The 14,519-nt window shown below is 59.1% G+C and carries 17 protein-coding genes and 2 pseudogenes; 4 read left to right on the top strand and 15 right to left on the bottom strand.

Annotated elements, in window-relative coordinates:
- Positions 1 to 2: 2 nt before the first annotated feature.
- From CUR85_RS19520 to CUR85_RS19570, 11 genes and pseudogenes are all read right to left on the bottom strand, one after another.
- Positions 3 to 1,381: pseudogene (locus CUR85_RS19520) on the bottom strand (TraB/TrbI/VirB10 family type IV secretion system protein).
- Positions 1,378 to 2,073, bottom strand: coding sequence for a TrbG/VirB9 family P-type conjugative transfer protein (locus CUR85_RS19525; RefSeq protein ID WP_067261115.1), 696 nt, complete (start codon positions 2,071 to 2,073; stop codon positions 1,378 to 1,380). The pseudogene CUR85_RS19520 and the gene CUR85_RS19525 overlap by 4 nt, the downstream one beginning before the upstream one ends.
- A gap of 2 nt (positions 2,074 to 2,075) precedes the next feature.
- Entirely contained in the window at positions 2,076 to 2,729 is a 654-nt protein-coding gene (locus CUR85_RS19530; protein ID WP_280323046.1) for a VirB8 family type IV secretion system protein, read from the bottom strand.
- A 17-nt stretch (positions 2,730 to 2,746) separates the two neighbouring features.
- A complete protein-coding gene (locus CUR85_RS19535) occupies positions 2,747 to 3,556 on the bottom strand; it encodes a type IV secretion system protein (RefSeq protein ID WP_280323209.1) in 810 nt (269 codons plus the stop codon).
- Positions 3,556 to 4,710, bottom strand: a complete 1,155-nt coding sequence (locus CUR85_RS19540; RefSeq protein WP_280323045.1) for a lytic transglycosylase domain-containing protein — start codon at positions 4,708 to 4,710, stop codon at positions 3,556 to 3,558. The genes CUR85_RS19535 and CUR85_RS19540 overlap by 1 nt, the downstream gene beginning before the upstream one ends.
- Positions 4,700 to 4,867 carry a hypothetical protein gene (locus CUR85_RS19545; protein ID WP_280323044.1) on the bottom strand — a complete coding sequence of 56 codons (168 nt, stop codon included), beginning with the start codon at positions 4,865 to 4,867 and terminating at the stop codon, positions 4,700 to 4,702. The genes CUR85_RS19540 and CUR85_RS19545 overlap by 11 nt, the downstream gene beginning before the upstream one ends.
- The gene (locus CUR85_RS19550; RefSeq protein ID WP_425520178.1) at positions 4,864 to 7,239 is read right to left on the bottom strand and encodes a VirB4 family type IV secretion/conjugal transfer ATPase; all 2,376 of its coding nucleotides are present in this window, start codon (positions 7,237 to 7,239) and stop codon (positions 4,864 to 4,866) included. The genes CUR85_RS19545 and CUR85_RS19550 overlap by 4 nt, the downstream gene beginning before the upstream one ends.
- Complete coding sequence (locus CUR85_RS19555) at positions 7,229 to 7,507, bottom strand: VirB3 family type IV secretion system protein (RefSeq protein WP_008327373.1); 279 nt, start codon at positions 7,505 to 7,507, stop codon at positions 7,229 to 7,231. The genes CUR85_RS19550 and CUR85_RS19555 overlap by 11 nt, the downstream gene beginning before the upstream one ends.
- A complete protein-coding gene (locus tag CUR85_RS19560) occupies positions 7,500 to 7,784 on the bottom strand; it encodes a TrbC/VirB2 family protein (protein WP_027246639.1) in 285 nt (94 codons plus the stop codon). Before CUR85_RS19560 ends, CUR85_RS19555 begins: the two co-directional genes overlap by 8 nt.
- Before the next feature lie 107 nt (positions 7,785 to 7,891).
- Positions 7,892 to 8,512, bottom strand: a complete 621-nt coding sequence (locus CUR85_RS19565; RefSeq protein ID WP_067261108.1) for a lytic transglycosylase domain-containing protein — start codon at positions 8,510 to 8,512, stop codon at positions 7,892 to 7,894.
- Between the two features lie 43 nt (positions 8,513 to 8,555).
- Complete coding sequence (locus tag CUR85_RS19570) at positions 8,556 to 8,924, bottom strand: hypothetical protein (protein WP_047997960.1); 369 nt, start codon at positions 8,922 to 8,924, stop codon at positions 8,556 to 8,558.
- A gap of 142 nt (positions 8,925 to 9,066) precedes the next feature.
- Between CUR85_RS19570 and CUR85_RS19575 the strand changes: the two genes are divergently transcribed.
- Positions 9,067 to 9,387, top strand: coding sequence for a hypothetical protein (locus CUR85_RS19575; protein WP_231886268.1), 321 nt, complete (start codon positions 9,067 to 9,069; stop codon positions 9,385 to 9,387).
- 105 nt (positions 9,388 to 9,492) lie between these two features.
- Here the strand turns inward: CUR85_RS19575 and CUR85_RS19580 are convergent, their stop codons facing one another.
- Both CUR85_RS19580 and CUR85_RS19585 read right to left on the bottom strand, forming a co-directional pair.
- Complete coding sequence (locus CUR85_RS19580; protein ID WP_067261105.1) at positions 9,493 to 10,500, bottom strand: alpha/beta hydrolase family protein; 1,008 nt, start codon at positions 10,498 to 10,500, stop codon at positions 9,493 to 9,495.
- Positions 10,490 to 11,641 carry an RcgA family putative transporter gene (locus tag CUR85_RS19585; RefSeq protein ID WP_280323200.1) on the bottom strand — a complete coding sequence of 384 codons (1,152 nt, stop codon included), beginning with the start codon at positions 11,639 to 11,641 and terminating at the stop codon, positions 10,490 to 10,492. The genes CUR85_RS19580 and CUR85_RS19585 overlap by 11 nt, the downstream gene beginning before the upstream one ends.
- A gap of 658 nt (positions 11,642 to 12,299) precedes the next feature.
- On the opposite strand from CUR85_RS19585, the gene CUR85_RS19590 reads away from it, so the two are divergent.
- The 3 genes and pseudogenes from CUR85_RS19590 (at position 12,300) to CUR85_RS19595 (ending at position 13,425) form a co-directional block, all read left to right on the top strand.
- Positions 12,300 to 12,575 carry a hypothetical protein gene (locus CUR85_RS19590; protein ID WP_136720524.1) on the top strand — a complete coding sequence of 92 codons (276 nt, stop codon included), beginning with the start codon at positions 12,300 to 12,302 and terminating at the stop codon, positions 12,573 to 12,575.
- Positions 12,576 to 12,673: 98 nt separating this feature from the next.
- Positions 12,674 to 13,156 (top strand): annotated as a pseudogene (locus CUR85_RS20665) (hypothetical protein); the annotation flags it as partial.
- A gap of 143 nt (positions 13,157 to 13,299) precedes the next feature.
- Positions 13,300 to 13,425 (top strand): hypothetical protein, encoded by a 126-nt coding sequence (locus tag CUR85_RS19595; RefSeq protein WP_280323212.1) that lies wholly within the window; start codon positions 13,300 to 13,302, stop codon positions 13,423 to 13,425.
- A gap of 80 nt (positions 13,426 to 13,505) precedes the next feature.
- Here the strand turns inward: CUR85_RS19595 and rpsU are convergent, their stop codons facing one another.
- Both rpsU and CUR85_RS19605 read right to left on the bottom strand, forming a co-directional pair.
- Entirely contained in the window at positions 13,506 to 13,700 is a 195-nt protein-coding gene (gene rpsU, locus CUR85_RS19600; RefSeq protein WP_067261102.1) for a 30S ribosomal protein S21, read from the bottom strand.
- A 485-nt stretch (positions 13,701 to 14,185) separates the two neighbouring features.
- The gene (locus CUR85_RS19605; protein ID WP_093743709.1) at positions 14,186 to 14,476 is read right to left on the bottom strand and encodes a hypothetical protein; all 291 of its coding nucleotides are present in this window, start codon (positions 14,474 to 14,476) and stop codon (positions 14,186 to 14,188) included.
- Positions 14,477 to 14,519 lie beyond the last annotated feature (43 nt).

Below are 14,519 nucleotides of genomic sequence, written 5' to 3' on the forward strand. Positions count from 1 at the left end.
GCTCAGAATATCTCCAGATCGCGGTCGACCATGACCGTGACGCGGGCGCCCTGGTCGACATAGATGACGGAGCCGATGGAGAGGTAATCGCCGATGACGCTGTCCGTCGCATCTGCCAGATCATCGCCAACGTCCTCAAGAACGTCGGCGGCAGTCTCATCCTGGACCTCGGAGGCGGCGGCACCAGGTGCTGCGGAAATCAGCGAGATCAGGGCGGCCGACCCGAAACGCTCGGCAAAGCGCGTGTCTATGAGCCCCGTGACACCGGAACGTCCCAGTTCATCGCCCCCGAAAGAGCTGATCTGGACGGTCTGGCCCGCGGGCAGGATGATCCGGTCCCAAGCGATGGTGACCCGGCGCTGCGCGATATCGACGCCCGAGCGGTAGCGCCCGATGAGACGGGATCCGCGCGGGATCAAGAGGCGCGCACCATCGACGCTGTAGACATCCTCGGACACCACGGCACGGGTCTGGCCGGGCAGGGAGCTGTCGAGGGCGGTTTCCATGACGGCCTGGATCATGGTGCCTTGGATGATGGTGTTGGAGGGATTGGCGATCACTTCAGCCTGCGTCACCGTCGAGGGCAGCGCCCCGTTCAGCACGAAATCCGTCACCTCGCCAAAAGTGCGTTCGGTCAGAGCCGTTTCATTCGCTCCGGACGTGCCCCAAACGCGATGGTGGGCGAGACGATGCGCCGCTCCTGAAAAGCGCGTTCCTCCGCGGCGCGGCGCTCCAGTTCGGCCATGCGCCGGGCTTCTTCCTCACGGCGCAGTCGCTCTTGCTCGCGTGCGCGCAGCTCATCCTCCGTAGGACCCGCTGGGGCGGGTTGGGGTCTGCTGGCCTCGAGTTGGGCCAGTTCCAGATCCATGCGTAATTGCTCAAGGTTGCGATCCCGGGCCGTCAGTTCGTCCTGGAACCGTTGCTGTGCGGCTTCCGAGGCGGCTTGTAGCGCAGCGATCTGAGCGGTCAGCGCGTCGATCGCCTCTGCGGCGGCGGTGTCTTCCTCGACGACCGGTTCAGGGGCGTTGCGCAATTCCTCGATCTGAGCCTGCAGGGCGGTGATCTGCGCCAGAAGCTCCGCGTTGGGCTCGACGGGGTCTGGTCCGACGAACACAACCTCGGGCTCGGGCGGGGGCAAGGTCTCGATAGCGCCAAAGCCGTCCCCTTCGTTTTGGAAGACGTCCGGAGTGGCCGTCGGCAAGGCTTCCTCTTCGTCGGGCTGTGAGAGGAGATAGAACAGGGCACCACCTGCGCCGATGACGAGGACCACGATCAGCGCGAGAAGGGGCGACCGGCGCTGTGCCGCCGTGGGGGCGCGGGCACTGCCTTTCTCAAGGGCGGCGAGGCGCTTTTCCAGCTCGGTATTCTCGGTATCGCTCATGAGGCGGCCTCCGCGGGCGGGATCGCCTCGATGCAGACCACCTCTTCGCCAAGTCGCAGGACCCATTGGCGGTTTACGCCGCTGACGCGGATCACGCCGTCCTCAGGGGTTTGCGTGTTGACCGTGCGTTCACGGTCGCCCGCGTAGCGGAAGATCGCTGGCACAGGTGCGTTTCTCGGAAAGGCGAAATACGTGAACGTCCCGTCATCCCAGATGCGGGTTGGCGTGAACTCGGTCCGCGCGCTGGCGCCGTAGTTGTAGTTCGGCGCTTGGGCGGCGATGGCCCGGGTCGGGCGCGCATCGTCCTCCGGATAGCGGAACTGCACCACGTAGAAGGTTGGGCTGCGGACCTCCTGGACGTTGAAGTAGTAGCTCCGGCGGTTCGTATAGACTGTCACATTGGTATGCACCCCGCGCGCCACAGGCTTGATCGCGAAGGCCTGACCGCCCGGGACGCCGTCGATCTCGAAGCCCTCGGTGTCGCCCGCGATGATCGAGCGGATGCTTTCGCCCTCGCCGAACTCGATGGTGGTCACATGGGTGAGCGACACGCTGAGACGGTAGACCTGACCCTCCTGGTAGGTGGCCAAGCGCACCCGGCTGTCGTTGGGACCGCCGCGCGGGATGGCTTCGGCAGAGGCGAGGCCGGGCAACAGGGCAATGACAAAAATAAGCGATCTTATAAACAACAACGTCAGTTCTCCAATCTGTCGGAGCGGATGGAATATTCGAGGACGGTGAAGCCGAAGGGATTGGTCCAGACCTCATCGATGGAGCGACGGGTTTCGGGGCGGAACTCGAAGAGAAGCGTGGCGGTGAAGAGCCCGGTCTGGGTGCCGTTGATGGAGGTCAGCTGCTTGCGCAGGCGGACCGTCGCGCGGTTGGTTCCGATCCGGTTGATGCTGAGGATCTCCACGTCGAGCCGGGCATTGGGGCCATAGACGGTCGGCGGATAGTTTTCATTTGCGCTGTTCCAGATCTGGCGTAGCCCGCTCTCGGCAGCCCCGTCAGAGCGGCGCAGGACGCTGCGGATGCGCAGGTCGTTGTCGAGCTGGTTGTAGACCTCGCGGTCGGTCACATAGCGGAACACTTCCGCCTCGATGATCGCCTGGTTGGCGGTCACCGAGGAAGCGCCCACCGAGGCTTCGGGGAGTGCAAAGCCGGTGGCGGGATCATAGGGGACAACGACGGGGGGCGGATCGACATCGAGGATCGAGACAGCTGCCGCGCTCAGACAGCCGATGATGCCGAAGACAAGGCCTATCAGGCCAAGACGCTGCCAGAGCCGTTCACGGCGCAGGGCACCGTAGACCAGTTCTTCCTCGATGATTTCCTGTTCAGTCGCCACCCGTCATGCCTCCGCGATCACTCGGCCCGCAGGTCCGGCAAGGTGAAATCCATGAAGCGCTGCTCCTCGGCGATTGTGGCGGCATCGATCACGCCGCCCGTGCCATCGCCCACCGTTTGAATCGCTTCCAGCTGCCACATTGCCACCAGGGCGATGGCCAATTCAGCTGTCACGCGCGTGTTGAGATCGACGCTTTGCTTGAGCTCTTCCATGTCGTCGATGAGCCCGACAAGGCGGTCTACCCGCTCGAGCGATTGGCCCGCATCTTCATAGCTGTTCTGGGCGGCGGCTGATACGAGCGCGCCGGTGGTGGCCTGCGTCGCCACGCGGTTGGCCCCGGGATTGCCGCTCGCGGCCATTTCCGAGAGGGTGTCTTCGTCAAAGCCGAGGTCGGCCAGCACCCGGTCCATCTGGGTTTCGATCTCGCCTGCGCCGGAGCCCGAGAGGCCCGAGAAATCCCCCGTCTTGATCGCCTCAATTGTGGCGAGGATGTCCCCGAACTCCTGGTCGAGTAGGCCATTGAGTTCGTCTTCCATCTCGGTGCGGATGATTTCTGGAAGCTCGGCGAGGCGGGTGAGGGCCTCGTAGGTTCTTTGCAGCTCCGCGAGTTGGTCCGTGAGCAGGCCGAGCTGTTCACGGAGCTGCGTCAGCTGCTCGTTCTGCAGGATCTCGTCGTCGATCATCTGCCGCAGCTGCTGGATGTTTTGCGCGATGTTCTGGGTGTCGACGACCGGTACACCTTGTGCTGCGGCAGGGGGTAGGACGCTGAACTGCAAGCCAACGCCAAATGTCGTGGCCAAAGCTGTCCTCAAGAGCAGATGTCCCATCATTCAATCTCCCTGATCGTAAAATCCATGAACGCGCCTTCGGCCATGCGAGCGCTGGCCTGGGCCAGCTCCTCGGCAGAAAGGACGCGGGTGCGTGCCGCCTGAAGCCGGATGCGTGCAGCGACGAGGCGCACGAGTTCGGCGCGGGCATAGGTGTTGAGCGCGACGCTCTCCTGCACGTCCTCGGTTTCGGAAATCCGTTCGACGATGTCGGAAATGCGTAGGGCGGCTTGGCGGATCGCGGCGGGCGAGTTGTTGCCATAGAAGGCCGCCCCATGACCCGTGATTGAGAGGTTGGCATTGGCCAGAAGCGCGGGGTCGATCGTGCCAAGCGCTTCGATCCCGCCGATGCGGCTCAGGTAGAGATTGTAGCGTTCGGGGATGACTTGGACGTAGTGCTGGGTCTCGGCAAAGGGCGGCACCCCACCATATTCGAACACGCGACCGGGTCCGGCGTTATAGGCCGCGAGCGCGTTGATGATGTTGCCGTCGAAGGTGTTCAGTTGCGTTGCGAGATAGCGCGCGCCGCCATGCACCTGCAGGTAGGGGCTGTCATAATATTCCGGGTTGATCCCGAGATCGCTGGCCGTGCCGGGCATGATCTGGGTGAGGCCAAAGGCCCCGACAGGCGAGCGCGCACCGATGGTGAAGCGGCTTTCCTGCCAGATGAGCGCCTGCAACAACGCGCGCCATTGAACGGGGGAGAGGCCCGCGCGGCCCACGCCCGCGAAACCGCTGGTTTCCTGGGCGACGCGGATGATGAGTTGCTCAATGTTTTCGGCGGCATCCCCGAACATCTGTGCGCCGCCGGGGTTGGGATCGATTTCGGCATTGCCATAGACGGCCTCGACGGAACGGTCCGGATCCCCGCTGCCGCTTTCCAGCCCCGAGACCATAGCCGGCAATCCCTGACCGCCGAAGCTGGTCTGGGCATCGAGGATGCGTCGGAGGGTTTCCAGTTGCTCCCGTTCGATCTCGGCGATGAGTTCGCGCACGGCAAGCTTGTCGGCCTGAACGGCCAAGTCAGCCTCGCGATCGCCAGTCTCGACGATGTCACGCGCGGTCAGCCCACTGTCATTGGTCGGCACGCCTTGAGACAAGGCGAGACCGGGCAGCAGGCAAAATGCGAGGATATGAGGCAGGCTAGACTTCAACGTCGCCCTCCGGCGCGCCGAGCGGTGCGAAGTGGCAATCCTGGGCTGTCGCTCCCGTCGAGGCGAGAAAGGAAAAGCAATTGGCCTGCGGCTCCCGATACTGGGTGCAGGAGGCCAGCGCGCCGAGCGCAGCCAAAGCGATAAGAATACGAATCATGAAAGCCTCCAAAAATCTGGGCGGTCGCGGTAATCGGAGCCGACGAGCGCTTCGCCCTTTTCCATGCCGCCAAGGATCGTGAGATTGGGCCCAAGGGCGCTCAGATCGGCATCAACGACGATTGAGCCCTGATCGTCGCGGATCAGTGCGAGGCGGCTGTTGCTGCCCGTGTTGAGAAGGACGTCGAGCTCCTTCTCCGTGAGGTTCAGCATGGCGTAATCCGAGGCACTGGCGCGGATATTGGGCAGCAGGATCTGCGTCGGAACGGCTTCGACGATGGTCTTGCCGGTCCGGGTGCGCTCAAGCTGGCTGGCATATTGCGTCATCATCACCGCTACGGTGTTCTGCTTGCGCGCAGTCACGAGCCAGTTCGACAGCCGTTCGGCGAAATATGCGTTGTCGAGCGCCTTCCAGGCCTCGTCGATCACGATGATGGTGGGGCGGCGGTCCTCGATCTCGCGTTCGACCCGGCGGAAGAGATAGGACAGGACCGCCATCCGCTCCTTGTCGGCTTCGCTGTCGAGAATGCCTGTCAGATCGAAGCCCACCACATCGCCTTTGAGCGAGAACGTGTCCTCGAGGCTCTGCCCGAAGATCCAGCCGTAGCGGCCGTCTTCGGTCCACTCGAGCAGGCGCTGGTGCAGATCGCCGCCATCATCGGTGGACACAAAAAGCGACGCGAAATCCCGCCAGTTCCGCAGGGCCGGATTGGTGGCCTGGGCATTCTGGCGCACGACCTCCTGGATACGGTTGGTCTGCGCCGGGGTCAGGGGCTTGTCAGCGCGGTAGAGCAAGGTGGCAAGCCAGTCCGAGAGCCAGGCGGTGCCGCGGGCATCGGTCTCTGTCCAGAGCGGGTTGAGGCCCGTGGGCTGACCGGCGTTCAGAGACGCGTAGCGCCCGCCATTGGCGCGGACCGCCATCTCCATACCAAGACGGTAATCGAAGACGAAGATCCGGGCACCTGCGCGACGGGCTTGCGTCATTAGAAAGGCCGAAAGCACCGATTTGCCCGACCCAGGCCGTCCCATGATCAGGGTATGGCCGCTGGTCGGTTCTTTGTCGGGCGAGCCCTGCTCGTGATAGGAAAACCGGTAGGCGCTTTGCTCGGGCGTGGGCAAATATGTGACGACCCGGCCCCAGGGGGTAAGTGCTGCGGGTTTGCCGAGTTGTGTTCGGTGGAAGGCCGCAAAATCCGCGAAGTTGCGGTTGGTGACGGCGCTGGCACGCACGCGCTTGGGCTGGTTGCCGGGATGCTGGCTGAGGTAATGGGCCTTTGCGGCGACCCGCTCGCCGATCATCTTCACGCCTTCGGTTGCGGCGGCGTTCACGATCTCCGCGCTGAGGGTCTGCAGCTCTTCGAACGTGTCGCAAAAGAGCGTCACGACCATGTGATGCTCGCCGAAGCTTTGGCGCTTGGCTTCGAGATCATCGGCGGCGATGTCGAGGGCTTCCATCAGCGAGAGCGCCGCGTCCTGAGACGCTTGCATCTGGCGCTTTTGCCGCTTGATGCGGCCCGCCATGAGGTTCGAATTGATCGGCGTGAAGGAATGCGTGACGATCATGTCGACCGGCAGGTTCAGCATGTCGAACATGGTGCAGGAGGTGCCTTCCGAGTATTCTCCGATGGTGAAGCTCTTGCCGTAGCGATGTCCGACGACCCCTTCCGAGAGCTCGAAGTGATCCCCCTGAAACGTCACGCGGGTATTGGCGACATTGAAGGACAGAAAACCGTAGGTGTTTGCGGGGTAGAGCGGCAATTCCTGGCCGGTATTCAGCGCGCCCAGAAAGCCGATGAGTTCGCCGCTCTCGGAAGTCAGCACGCGCGGGTTCAGCTCGGTCAGGCCTGACACAAACACGCTTACGGCCTCGCCGAGACGGCGCAGGCGTTTCTCGGTTGCTTCCTTGAGGCGATTAGGGGCGCTGCGATTGAGGAAGGGCAGGACGCTTTTGGGAGGTGGGCGATGGATGACCGTGAGCGTCAGGGTTTTGTCGCGCAACCCGCTGGTTTCGAGTTTCGTGCGCCAGAGACGGTCAACGACTCCTGCAAAACTCTCCTCGCGTATGGGCTCGAGCTCCGGCGTGATCGCCTTGGAGACCTTGTGGACGTAATAGCTGAACTCCGGCCCCAGCTGCGCGATGATCCGGGCGAAAAGCGCCGTCACCTTGTCGAGATAGGCATCATCCGTCGTGTAGCTATTGACCCCATCGAGCCGGATGCACTGAAAAAGCTCATTCACCCGCGTTCGCACGGTGCGGTCATCGACTAGGCTGACATAGGGCAGCATATGCGCGAGGCGTGTTTCGCGCGCATACCAGTCCGGCGTCATGGTGCGGAGATCGATTGCTTCATCCAAGGCATTGTTAGGGCGCATAGCTGTCACCGCCGTGAATGGAGCGGTTGCGCGTCGGTGGGGTTTCCTGCAGCGCTGTCATCATCACGTCGATGAAGCGCGGGTCCCAGTCCGCGGCCTTCCACAGCACGGGGTAGAGCAGGGCGGCCACCCCCAGCACCGCGATGTGCTGGACCCAGACAAAGAGCAGCACCGAGCCGAAGAGCCAGACCATGGCGTACATGATGGGTAGGCCCAGAAGCTTGGGCGGGCGCACGAGGCCGAGAAAGAGGGGCGAGCGCTCAGCCACCGGCAAAGACCGCGGCAACGATGGTGGGAGCGGCAGCAACACCGGCGATGCCGACAAGCACCCAGAGCGCCTGACGCAGATCGATGATGTTGAAGAACCAGCTCAAGAAAACGCCAAGGACCGCGAGTGTGGCGATCACGACGCCGAGCGGGCCGGTCAGCGCATCGACAATGCCCTGCAACAAGCTTTGGATCGGGGAGAGATCGATGCTTTGGGCAAGGGCGGGCTCGGCAATGAGCAGGAATAGCGCCAGTGAGGCGACAAAGAGGTTTGAAATCCAACTTGTTTGGAAAAAGCGGTATCGCCAATGCACTGCCGCGCTGCGCGCTCTCGTGACATTGCCGATAAGTGTTTTGAGGAATGATTTCCAAAAAGGTTGGGACATCATGAATTTGATCCTTCCAATCGGGCCACGACAGCCATGACGCGGGCCACGTGGTTCTGGGTTTCTCTGTAAGGGGGAATGCCACCGTACTGGCGTACGGCGTCCGGCCCGGCGTTGTAGGCTGCCAGCGCCAAATGCGGATCGCCGAAGCTTTCCAGCATCATTGTCAGGTAGCGGGCGGAGCCGTCGAGGTTCTGCAGCGCGTCATGAGGATCCACACCGAGATCTCGGGCAGTAGCAGGCATCAATTGGCCCAGACCAACGGCGCCCGCGCTCGAGACGGCATTCTGCCTGTAGGCGCTTTCCACCTCGATATTGGCCCGGTAGAGAGCCAGCCAATCCGTGACGGACAGTCCCGCGCGGCGCAGGCCGGGATGGCCGACATAGCGCAGGGCTGTTGCCTCGATGCCCAAGAGAACGTCTGCGCGGGGCAGGGGTGCTGGCTGGGCGAGTGCCGCAAGCCTCAGCGCGTCAGGTTCGGAAGCTGTTTCAGTCTCACCAAGAATGGCCAAACCATCGGACGCCGATCCCTGACCAACGCCGTCATTGTAGTTCCGGGCAAAACCGCTCTGAGACCGCGACGGGGTCAGAGAGCCGTCGCTCTCCATGATCAGGACCATTTGCGCTGAGGCAGGTGCTGCGACCAGCCAGAGACAGACGAGGTTAGTTGCCAGTGCCCAAGTCTGATGGGGCTTTGTCTGGCGGGGCGAGCTTATGCGTGCGGCTTGTACCCGCCTCAAGCGGCAGGTCGACATGCGCAAAGCCAAGGCCAATGAAGAAGGACACCACGCCGGAGATCGTCTTGAACTCGCGGATCTTGATATCGTTGTAGGTCGTCCGCGTGCGGGCGGTGACGAGGAGCTTTTCCACCCCGTCATCAGAGACAACGCGCATGATCCAGACCCCGTAATAGCTGGGGCCTTTCTTATGTGCCGACTCCTGGCACAGGATTTCTGCGCTATAGCCGCTTTCCACGAGTTCGCGGAACCTGGCTTCCGTAACCACATTTGGTGCTTCGATGTCCCAGTTCATGGCCCGGCTCACGCTTTCTCCAAAGACGCAACACCCGGGCACTCCTACTTGATGCCTAGGGTTACGATAGTATACTGATGACCGCAATAGTGTATTATAATTTTCGCGGTATACGTTGATCCGATACCTTTAGGCACGTAACATGCACTCGTTCAAGGATTTAAGCGGCTTTTGCTACCTTCGGTTGCGCATCGTACCTTTGATGCGCACATTCGTTCTGCTGTCGCTCGTCGGTTGTCCGGCGCTCGCCGGTCCATGCATCCCCCCGCCTCGGCCATTTGTTCCAAGAGATCCAAAGGTTGCCACGGAATTTATGGACATCCTCCGTCATGACTTCGAACTCTACTTCCGTGACGTACAGGTTTATTTTCGCTGCCTCGACGAGGAGCGTGCTCGCGCCTTCGAGGAAGCGCGCGAAGTCAGCGAGGAATATGGGCGCTTCTTGGGCTCGCTTCACCGATAACTTCGGGGCGAAACTTTTGGTCCGAGTCGCGCGGGTTCCGAATTCGATAACTGGACTACGAGCGAAATTCAGCCGAGAACCCGTTCGAGTCCCGTCGTCAGCGGCTTAGGGGCCGGGTTTCAATAAGCGAGCCACGCTTTGGCCGGCCGACACAATGTAGGGCGGCATGGACAGCGAATAGTGGCCACAATTCAGTTTCAATATGCTGGGCTCGGCCCCAGCGTCCTTCAGCCCTTGTATCAGCCTTTCAGAAAGCTCCGGCAGCACCACCTTGTCTCGTTTGGCCAATACTACTTTTAGTTCGAGATTGTCCCGCGCAAGATGATGCGCATGGTTCACCAAGTTTAGTGGTCCCCAAGCCCTTCTGAGATCGCCCAATTCTATCGCGGGTTGGAGGCTCTCGCAAATCGTTCGCGTTGCGCGCCCGGTCCACACCATGTCAGCAAGGCTTCCGGCTGTGAGGAATAGCGCAGCTTTTGAAACAGTTTTGTCATGGGCAGCAATCAACCCGGCAACCCAGGAACCCAGACTCATTCCGAGTACAGAAATCTCTTTATAACCTTGCCCTTTCAGCCATCTAATGAGCATTCGACCGTCCCGCACTGCTTGTCTGAAGGATTGAACCGTCCTTCCGAGATTAGGGCTGAGCATGTAATCGGCATATTCAGCGCCGGATCGACTGCGCTCGAAGTGATACGGCAGTGCCATCTCGACAACTGTAATCCCGCGCCGAGAGAAAAAGTTGGCGATCTGTTGATACCGCGCGCTTGCATTCCAATGGTGAAACACAACCAAAGCTTTATCGAATAATCTGCTTTCTGTTACTTTCGCCCAGACGAGATTGTTCTCTGCGACGTCAGTAGAAATTCCTGAAGGAAATTTGACCCACTCTCCTTCGCGTTCGACGACCAAGTCGTTGTTACCCGGATCATCGAAATAGGTTGGGTCCTCGACCGCCTGTTCTGCAAGTTTACAAAAGGCCTCGATACCTGCCGGACGCCCGGAGCCAGGAAAGGCAAGTTCAGTTTCCAGAGCGAAGTCTGTCGGCTTCTTTACTTCGTCCCCGCGCTCTGCTCGTCGCTCATCCCAACGGTCCAGCCAGCTATGATACACTTTGTTTTTCTCCTTGGTCAGTCGCCCGCCATGTATCAATGCTTGGATAAACCAGACCGTAGATTGCTGACAGCAGCCCGATGCACAGCAAGATCGAGAAACCGGCAATCGCACCGATCAGCACGTAGACGATGACCAGTAGGGCGACGCGCGCCAACATGATTCTAAATTCTCTCTGATTTCGACCATGTCCAATTTCCCCTTGCTGACGCAACGCGGCGTGGACTCGAATAAGCCCATAGAGAAACACAGTGCAGGTCGCCAATACGATCAGCAGGCTGCTATAGTTTGTTGGCATGCTGTATTCGAGCCAGTCGCTTGCCTTCTCATGATTTCCCAAGACTGACAGAAAATCGCTAGCCAACCAACCCGTTATGGTCGATTCACTTGATAGCATAAAAGTGCTTTGGAGCTTCATGCATATGGCAATCAAGAGTCCCAAAATACAGCACCGAAAAATCCCACGCATGATTTTGAGACCGACTTGATTAGGCTGACATTGATATTCTCGATCTACCCACGATTCAGACTTTCGTCCAAGTTCCCAAGAATCGTGCGCTATTGTGAAGAGCAAAATGAGTCCTGCAAAGAAGAGAAAAAATACCACACCCATGTAGAGATAGGCGAACCCGGTGAACGCGACCGCCTCCGGTATTGAAATGACGTGCGGGCGCTCAATCGCCATCCGAGCCCATTCCACCGGGTAGTTGCCGGTATCGCGGGTCAGTAATGGGCCTAAACACCTATCGATCCACTGAAGAACCGTAGCTATAGGTAAACAAACAAGAAAGGCCGCCCAATACGTCACCGAAAAGGTCGCGACTTTTCGCACCCACATGTCGTCATTCGCGATTCCTTCACCTTCAGGACTTAACAGTGACCGCCTTGTACCCCTCCAAAAGACCACTAAGTCGCGCACGAATACAAAGTATAGCGGCATGAGCACCATGAAGAGGAGTGTCCAGTTCGGTGCCCATAAGTACCCAACCTGCTTAATCACGCCATTCGCCTGCGGAAAAACAATGCTGTGAATGCCCAAAAAGTAAGAGGAAAATCCAAGGGCCACTGCCCCTGCGAACACCGACGCCGACAAATCCAAAGGGGATCCCCGGTTGAACACGGCCTCCGTTGTTCTCGCCAAGCTAAATCCCGACTCGGCGAGATAACCTCACCTTTGTGCGCCAGCGGTGACGGAACCACGGTATCAACATCGATTGCCGCGTTCTGAACCGTATCTGGAGGACTATGCGCATCGTGGCCGTCTGACCCCGCACGCAGCGCTCGCCTCCTGGCTACCAATCGTGCCCGGGCCGCACTTAGTTCCGTCTGCCATTCGCTGGTCGCCTTCGGATCATCACACCCAAACACCCTTGCTAGCCATCGAATGTTCTCGGTGCTGATTCCTTTCTCGTTGTCTTGGTACCAAAGCTGCACCGTTCGCAGTTCGATCCCGGACCGGTTGGCTTCGATCTGAGTGATTGCGGTGGCAAGAAGCTCGGCTGTCCACGGCCCCAAGGGTATCCCATCTTTGTCAATAGGCCGACCCGCTCCCGCTGCGCTCAACCGTCTGAACAACTCCTTGAAGTCACTTCCGTCATCCAGCGGAGGAACAAAATATTTTCCATTCTTTATCAAGGGCGTACCGGTGTTCGTTTCGTTCTATTTCGCTGGCGTTCGCTTGGTATCGTGAATTCGCGGCTCACGACAGTGCAACTACAGGCAGTGTGATTCGATCGCCATCTAATGGGCCAGAGAATGTCTGACGTGATCGAAATCCTGCTTGGTGGTTGGAAACTGGAATGAAGAAAGCGGTGAGACTGTTGAAAGAAGAAGCAGAGCCCATAGCCCGATTGTCTGGAAATGATCGGGAGCGCACGGTTGGATGGGTATACCTGTGGAATTCCTCTGAGTTGTCGGTGCTCTGGCTGGACGAGCAGGTACCTGCCGGTTCTATCGAGCCGCCGCTTCATCCCGAAGTGCTGGCAGAGGCAAAATCGTCGACACCGGTGAAAGTGATCGAGTACCTCGAAGCGCTTTCGAGTGGCGGCGAGCATACCCAAATTAGCAGGCCTTAATAGTCATCGGAGCAGGGCTTTCAAAAATATACTATTGGCGTAATAATATAAAATATCTAGAGAGACCGTCAACCTGCCAAAACTGTAGGAGAGTATTCATGCCCAAAACTCTTACTCGTTTCGTCGTCCTTGTCGCTCTTGGCTCCACGTCTTTCTTCGGAACGGCCGAGCGGGTTAGGGCGCAAACCTATCCGATCGATTGCGCAATTCTCCTCTGTCTTTCAGGGGGTTGGCCCGCATCAGTGCCATGCTCACGCGCCCGCGCGGAATTCATTCGAAGAATAACACCCTGGCCAGTAGAACCTCCGTTGCAGATATGGCGTTGTCCGATGAGAGCATCCCATGAACTCAATGGCACTGGTGAAAATGGCGGCCGTATCTTCGACATTCTGTTCGATAGACCGCGTCATCAGCTGCTCCAGACGATCACCGTTGCCCCATCTCAGGAAGTCGACCTACCACCGACAGGCGTGTTCCCGGCGGAAAGGGTTGAAACGGGTGATAGGAGCAATGAATTTTCTATTATGCTTGGTCAAAATCGCGCCGACATCGACATCAGCGGTCCGGAGTTTAACTTCGTGCGCTCGATACGGATCTTTGATGTGCGGAACGCTCGACAATATGAGGCAGGCAGCGAGGGGGCTGCGAGCGGAGCGCGGTCGTTGTACTTGGAACTTATGGCGTTCAAGGAGACTTCTCTTGGCAGCGTTCATCGATCGGAACCTTGCCGAAAGATCATGTGGGGCTGGAGAGGTGGGGCGACAATTGTCCGAGCATCCGCCACCGTTCGGTATTCGTCGAGTGGCGGGATTACGAGGGCAAATATGGCTACGAGCAGGTCAACTACTGAGCCCAGTCGGGAAAAGCCATTTGTTTTAGATGGGAACTCACGCCGAAGGGCAATTTTCTGAGTGATGTGTTTCCGTAGACCTACATCACGCCTTCACGCTCCAAACGCTTGCGCGCCGCTTTGCGAGCCCGGCGGATCGCTTCGGCCTGTTGGCGAACTTTCTTCTCAGAAGGCTTTTCGAAGTGCTGCTTGAGCTTCATTTGGCGGAAAACGCCTTCGCGTTGAAGCTTTTTCTTTAAAACCTGAAGAGCCTGATGCAGGATAAGCAAATGCACTCTGCCATGGCTCAGGTGTTCAATAGCGGAGAAGTCGCGCGCCTGCGTCGGATCGCCGTTCAATTGGCCAAGGTGGACGCGAAGCCTGCCGCAGACGTGGGCAATGTCATGGACAGCCCCGCGAACAAGATGGTCGAAATGGTCGTCAGGATTGCCGCAGCACGGCATGGCGGCAGCATGGGGGCGGGTCGATGGGTGGTAGCATCCAAACCGCCAACATCTTCACAGAACGCGCTCGGAAGGCACTGCGTAATTTGACAAATGATAGCGCAAGGCAGTTGCTGTTGGATGCAGTAGAGGACCCCGAAATGTTCAAGGAGCTTCTGCGGACGCCCGCAAGTATTCGGCTGTCAGGGCCGAAGAAAAGCAGGCTTGCACCGTATTTGATCGGTGACCGGGCTGCTGTGGCTCAAGATTGAACACGCCACGCTGCATGATACAGCGTGGCGCAGACACCCTCTGATGCCACAAGTGATAAGCCAGCATCATTGGCTGTCGTCTACCACCAAGGTAATTTCGCCAGAATTGGCGGAGTTGACGGCGACCACTTGGTCAACCGAATAACCTTCGGCCTCCAGTGCGGACATCAACTCTGCGTTTGCCTCAATCTCTGTGCGTAGGTCAGCAATGCCTTCTTCCTGCTTGCTCAGAGCATTGTCCAAAGCGCTTGCGTTCTCGGTAGCTTCACCTTTCAGCTCAGATAGCAGTGTAATTGTCGCGTCAGCTTCCGCGTCAAGGACGGACACAACATCCGCAGATACTTCGAAGCCTGTCACGATTGCAACTGTTATACCTTAGTAATTCAGTCAGCCATCCCCA

Source organism: Sulfitobacter faviae, assembly GCF_029870955.1.
Lineage (GTDB): Bacteria > Pseudomonadota > Alphaproteobacteria > Rhodobacterales > Rhodobacteraceae > Sulfitobacter > Sulfitobacter faviae.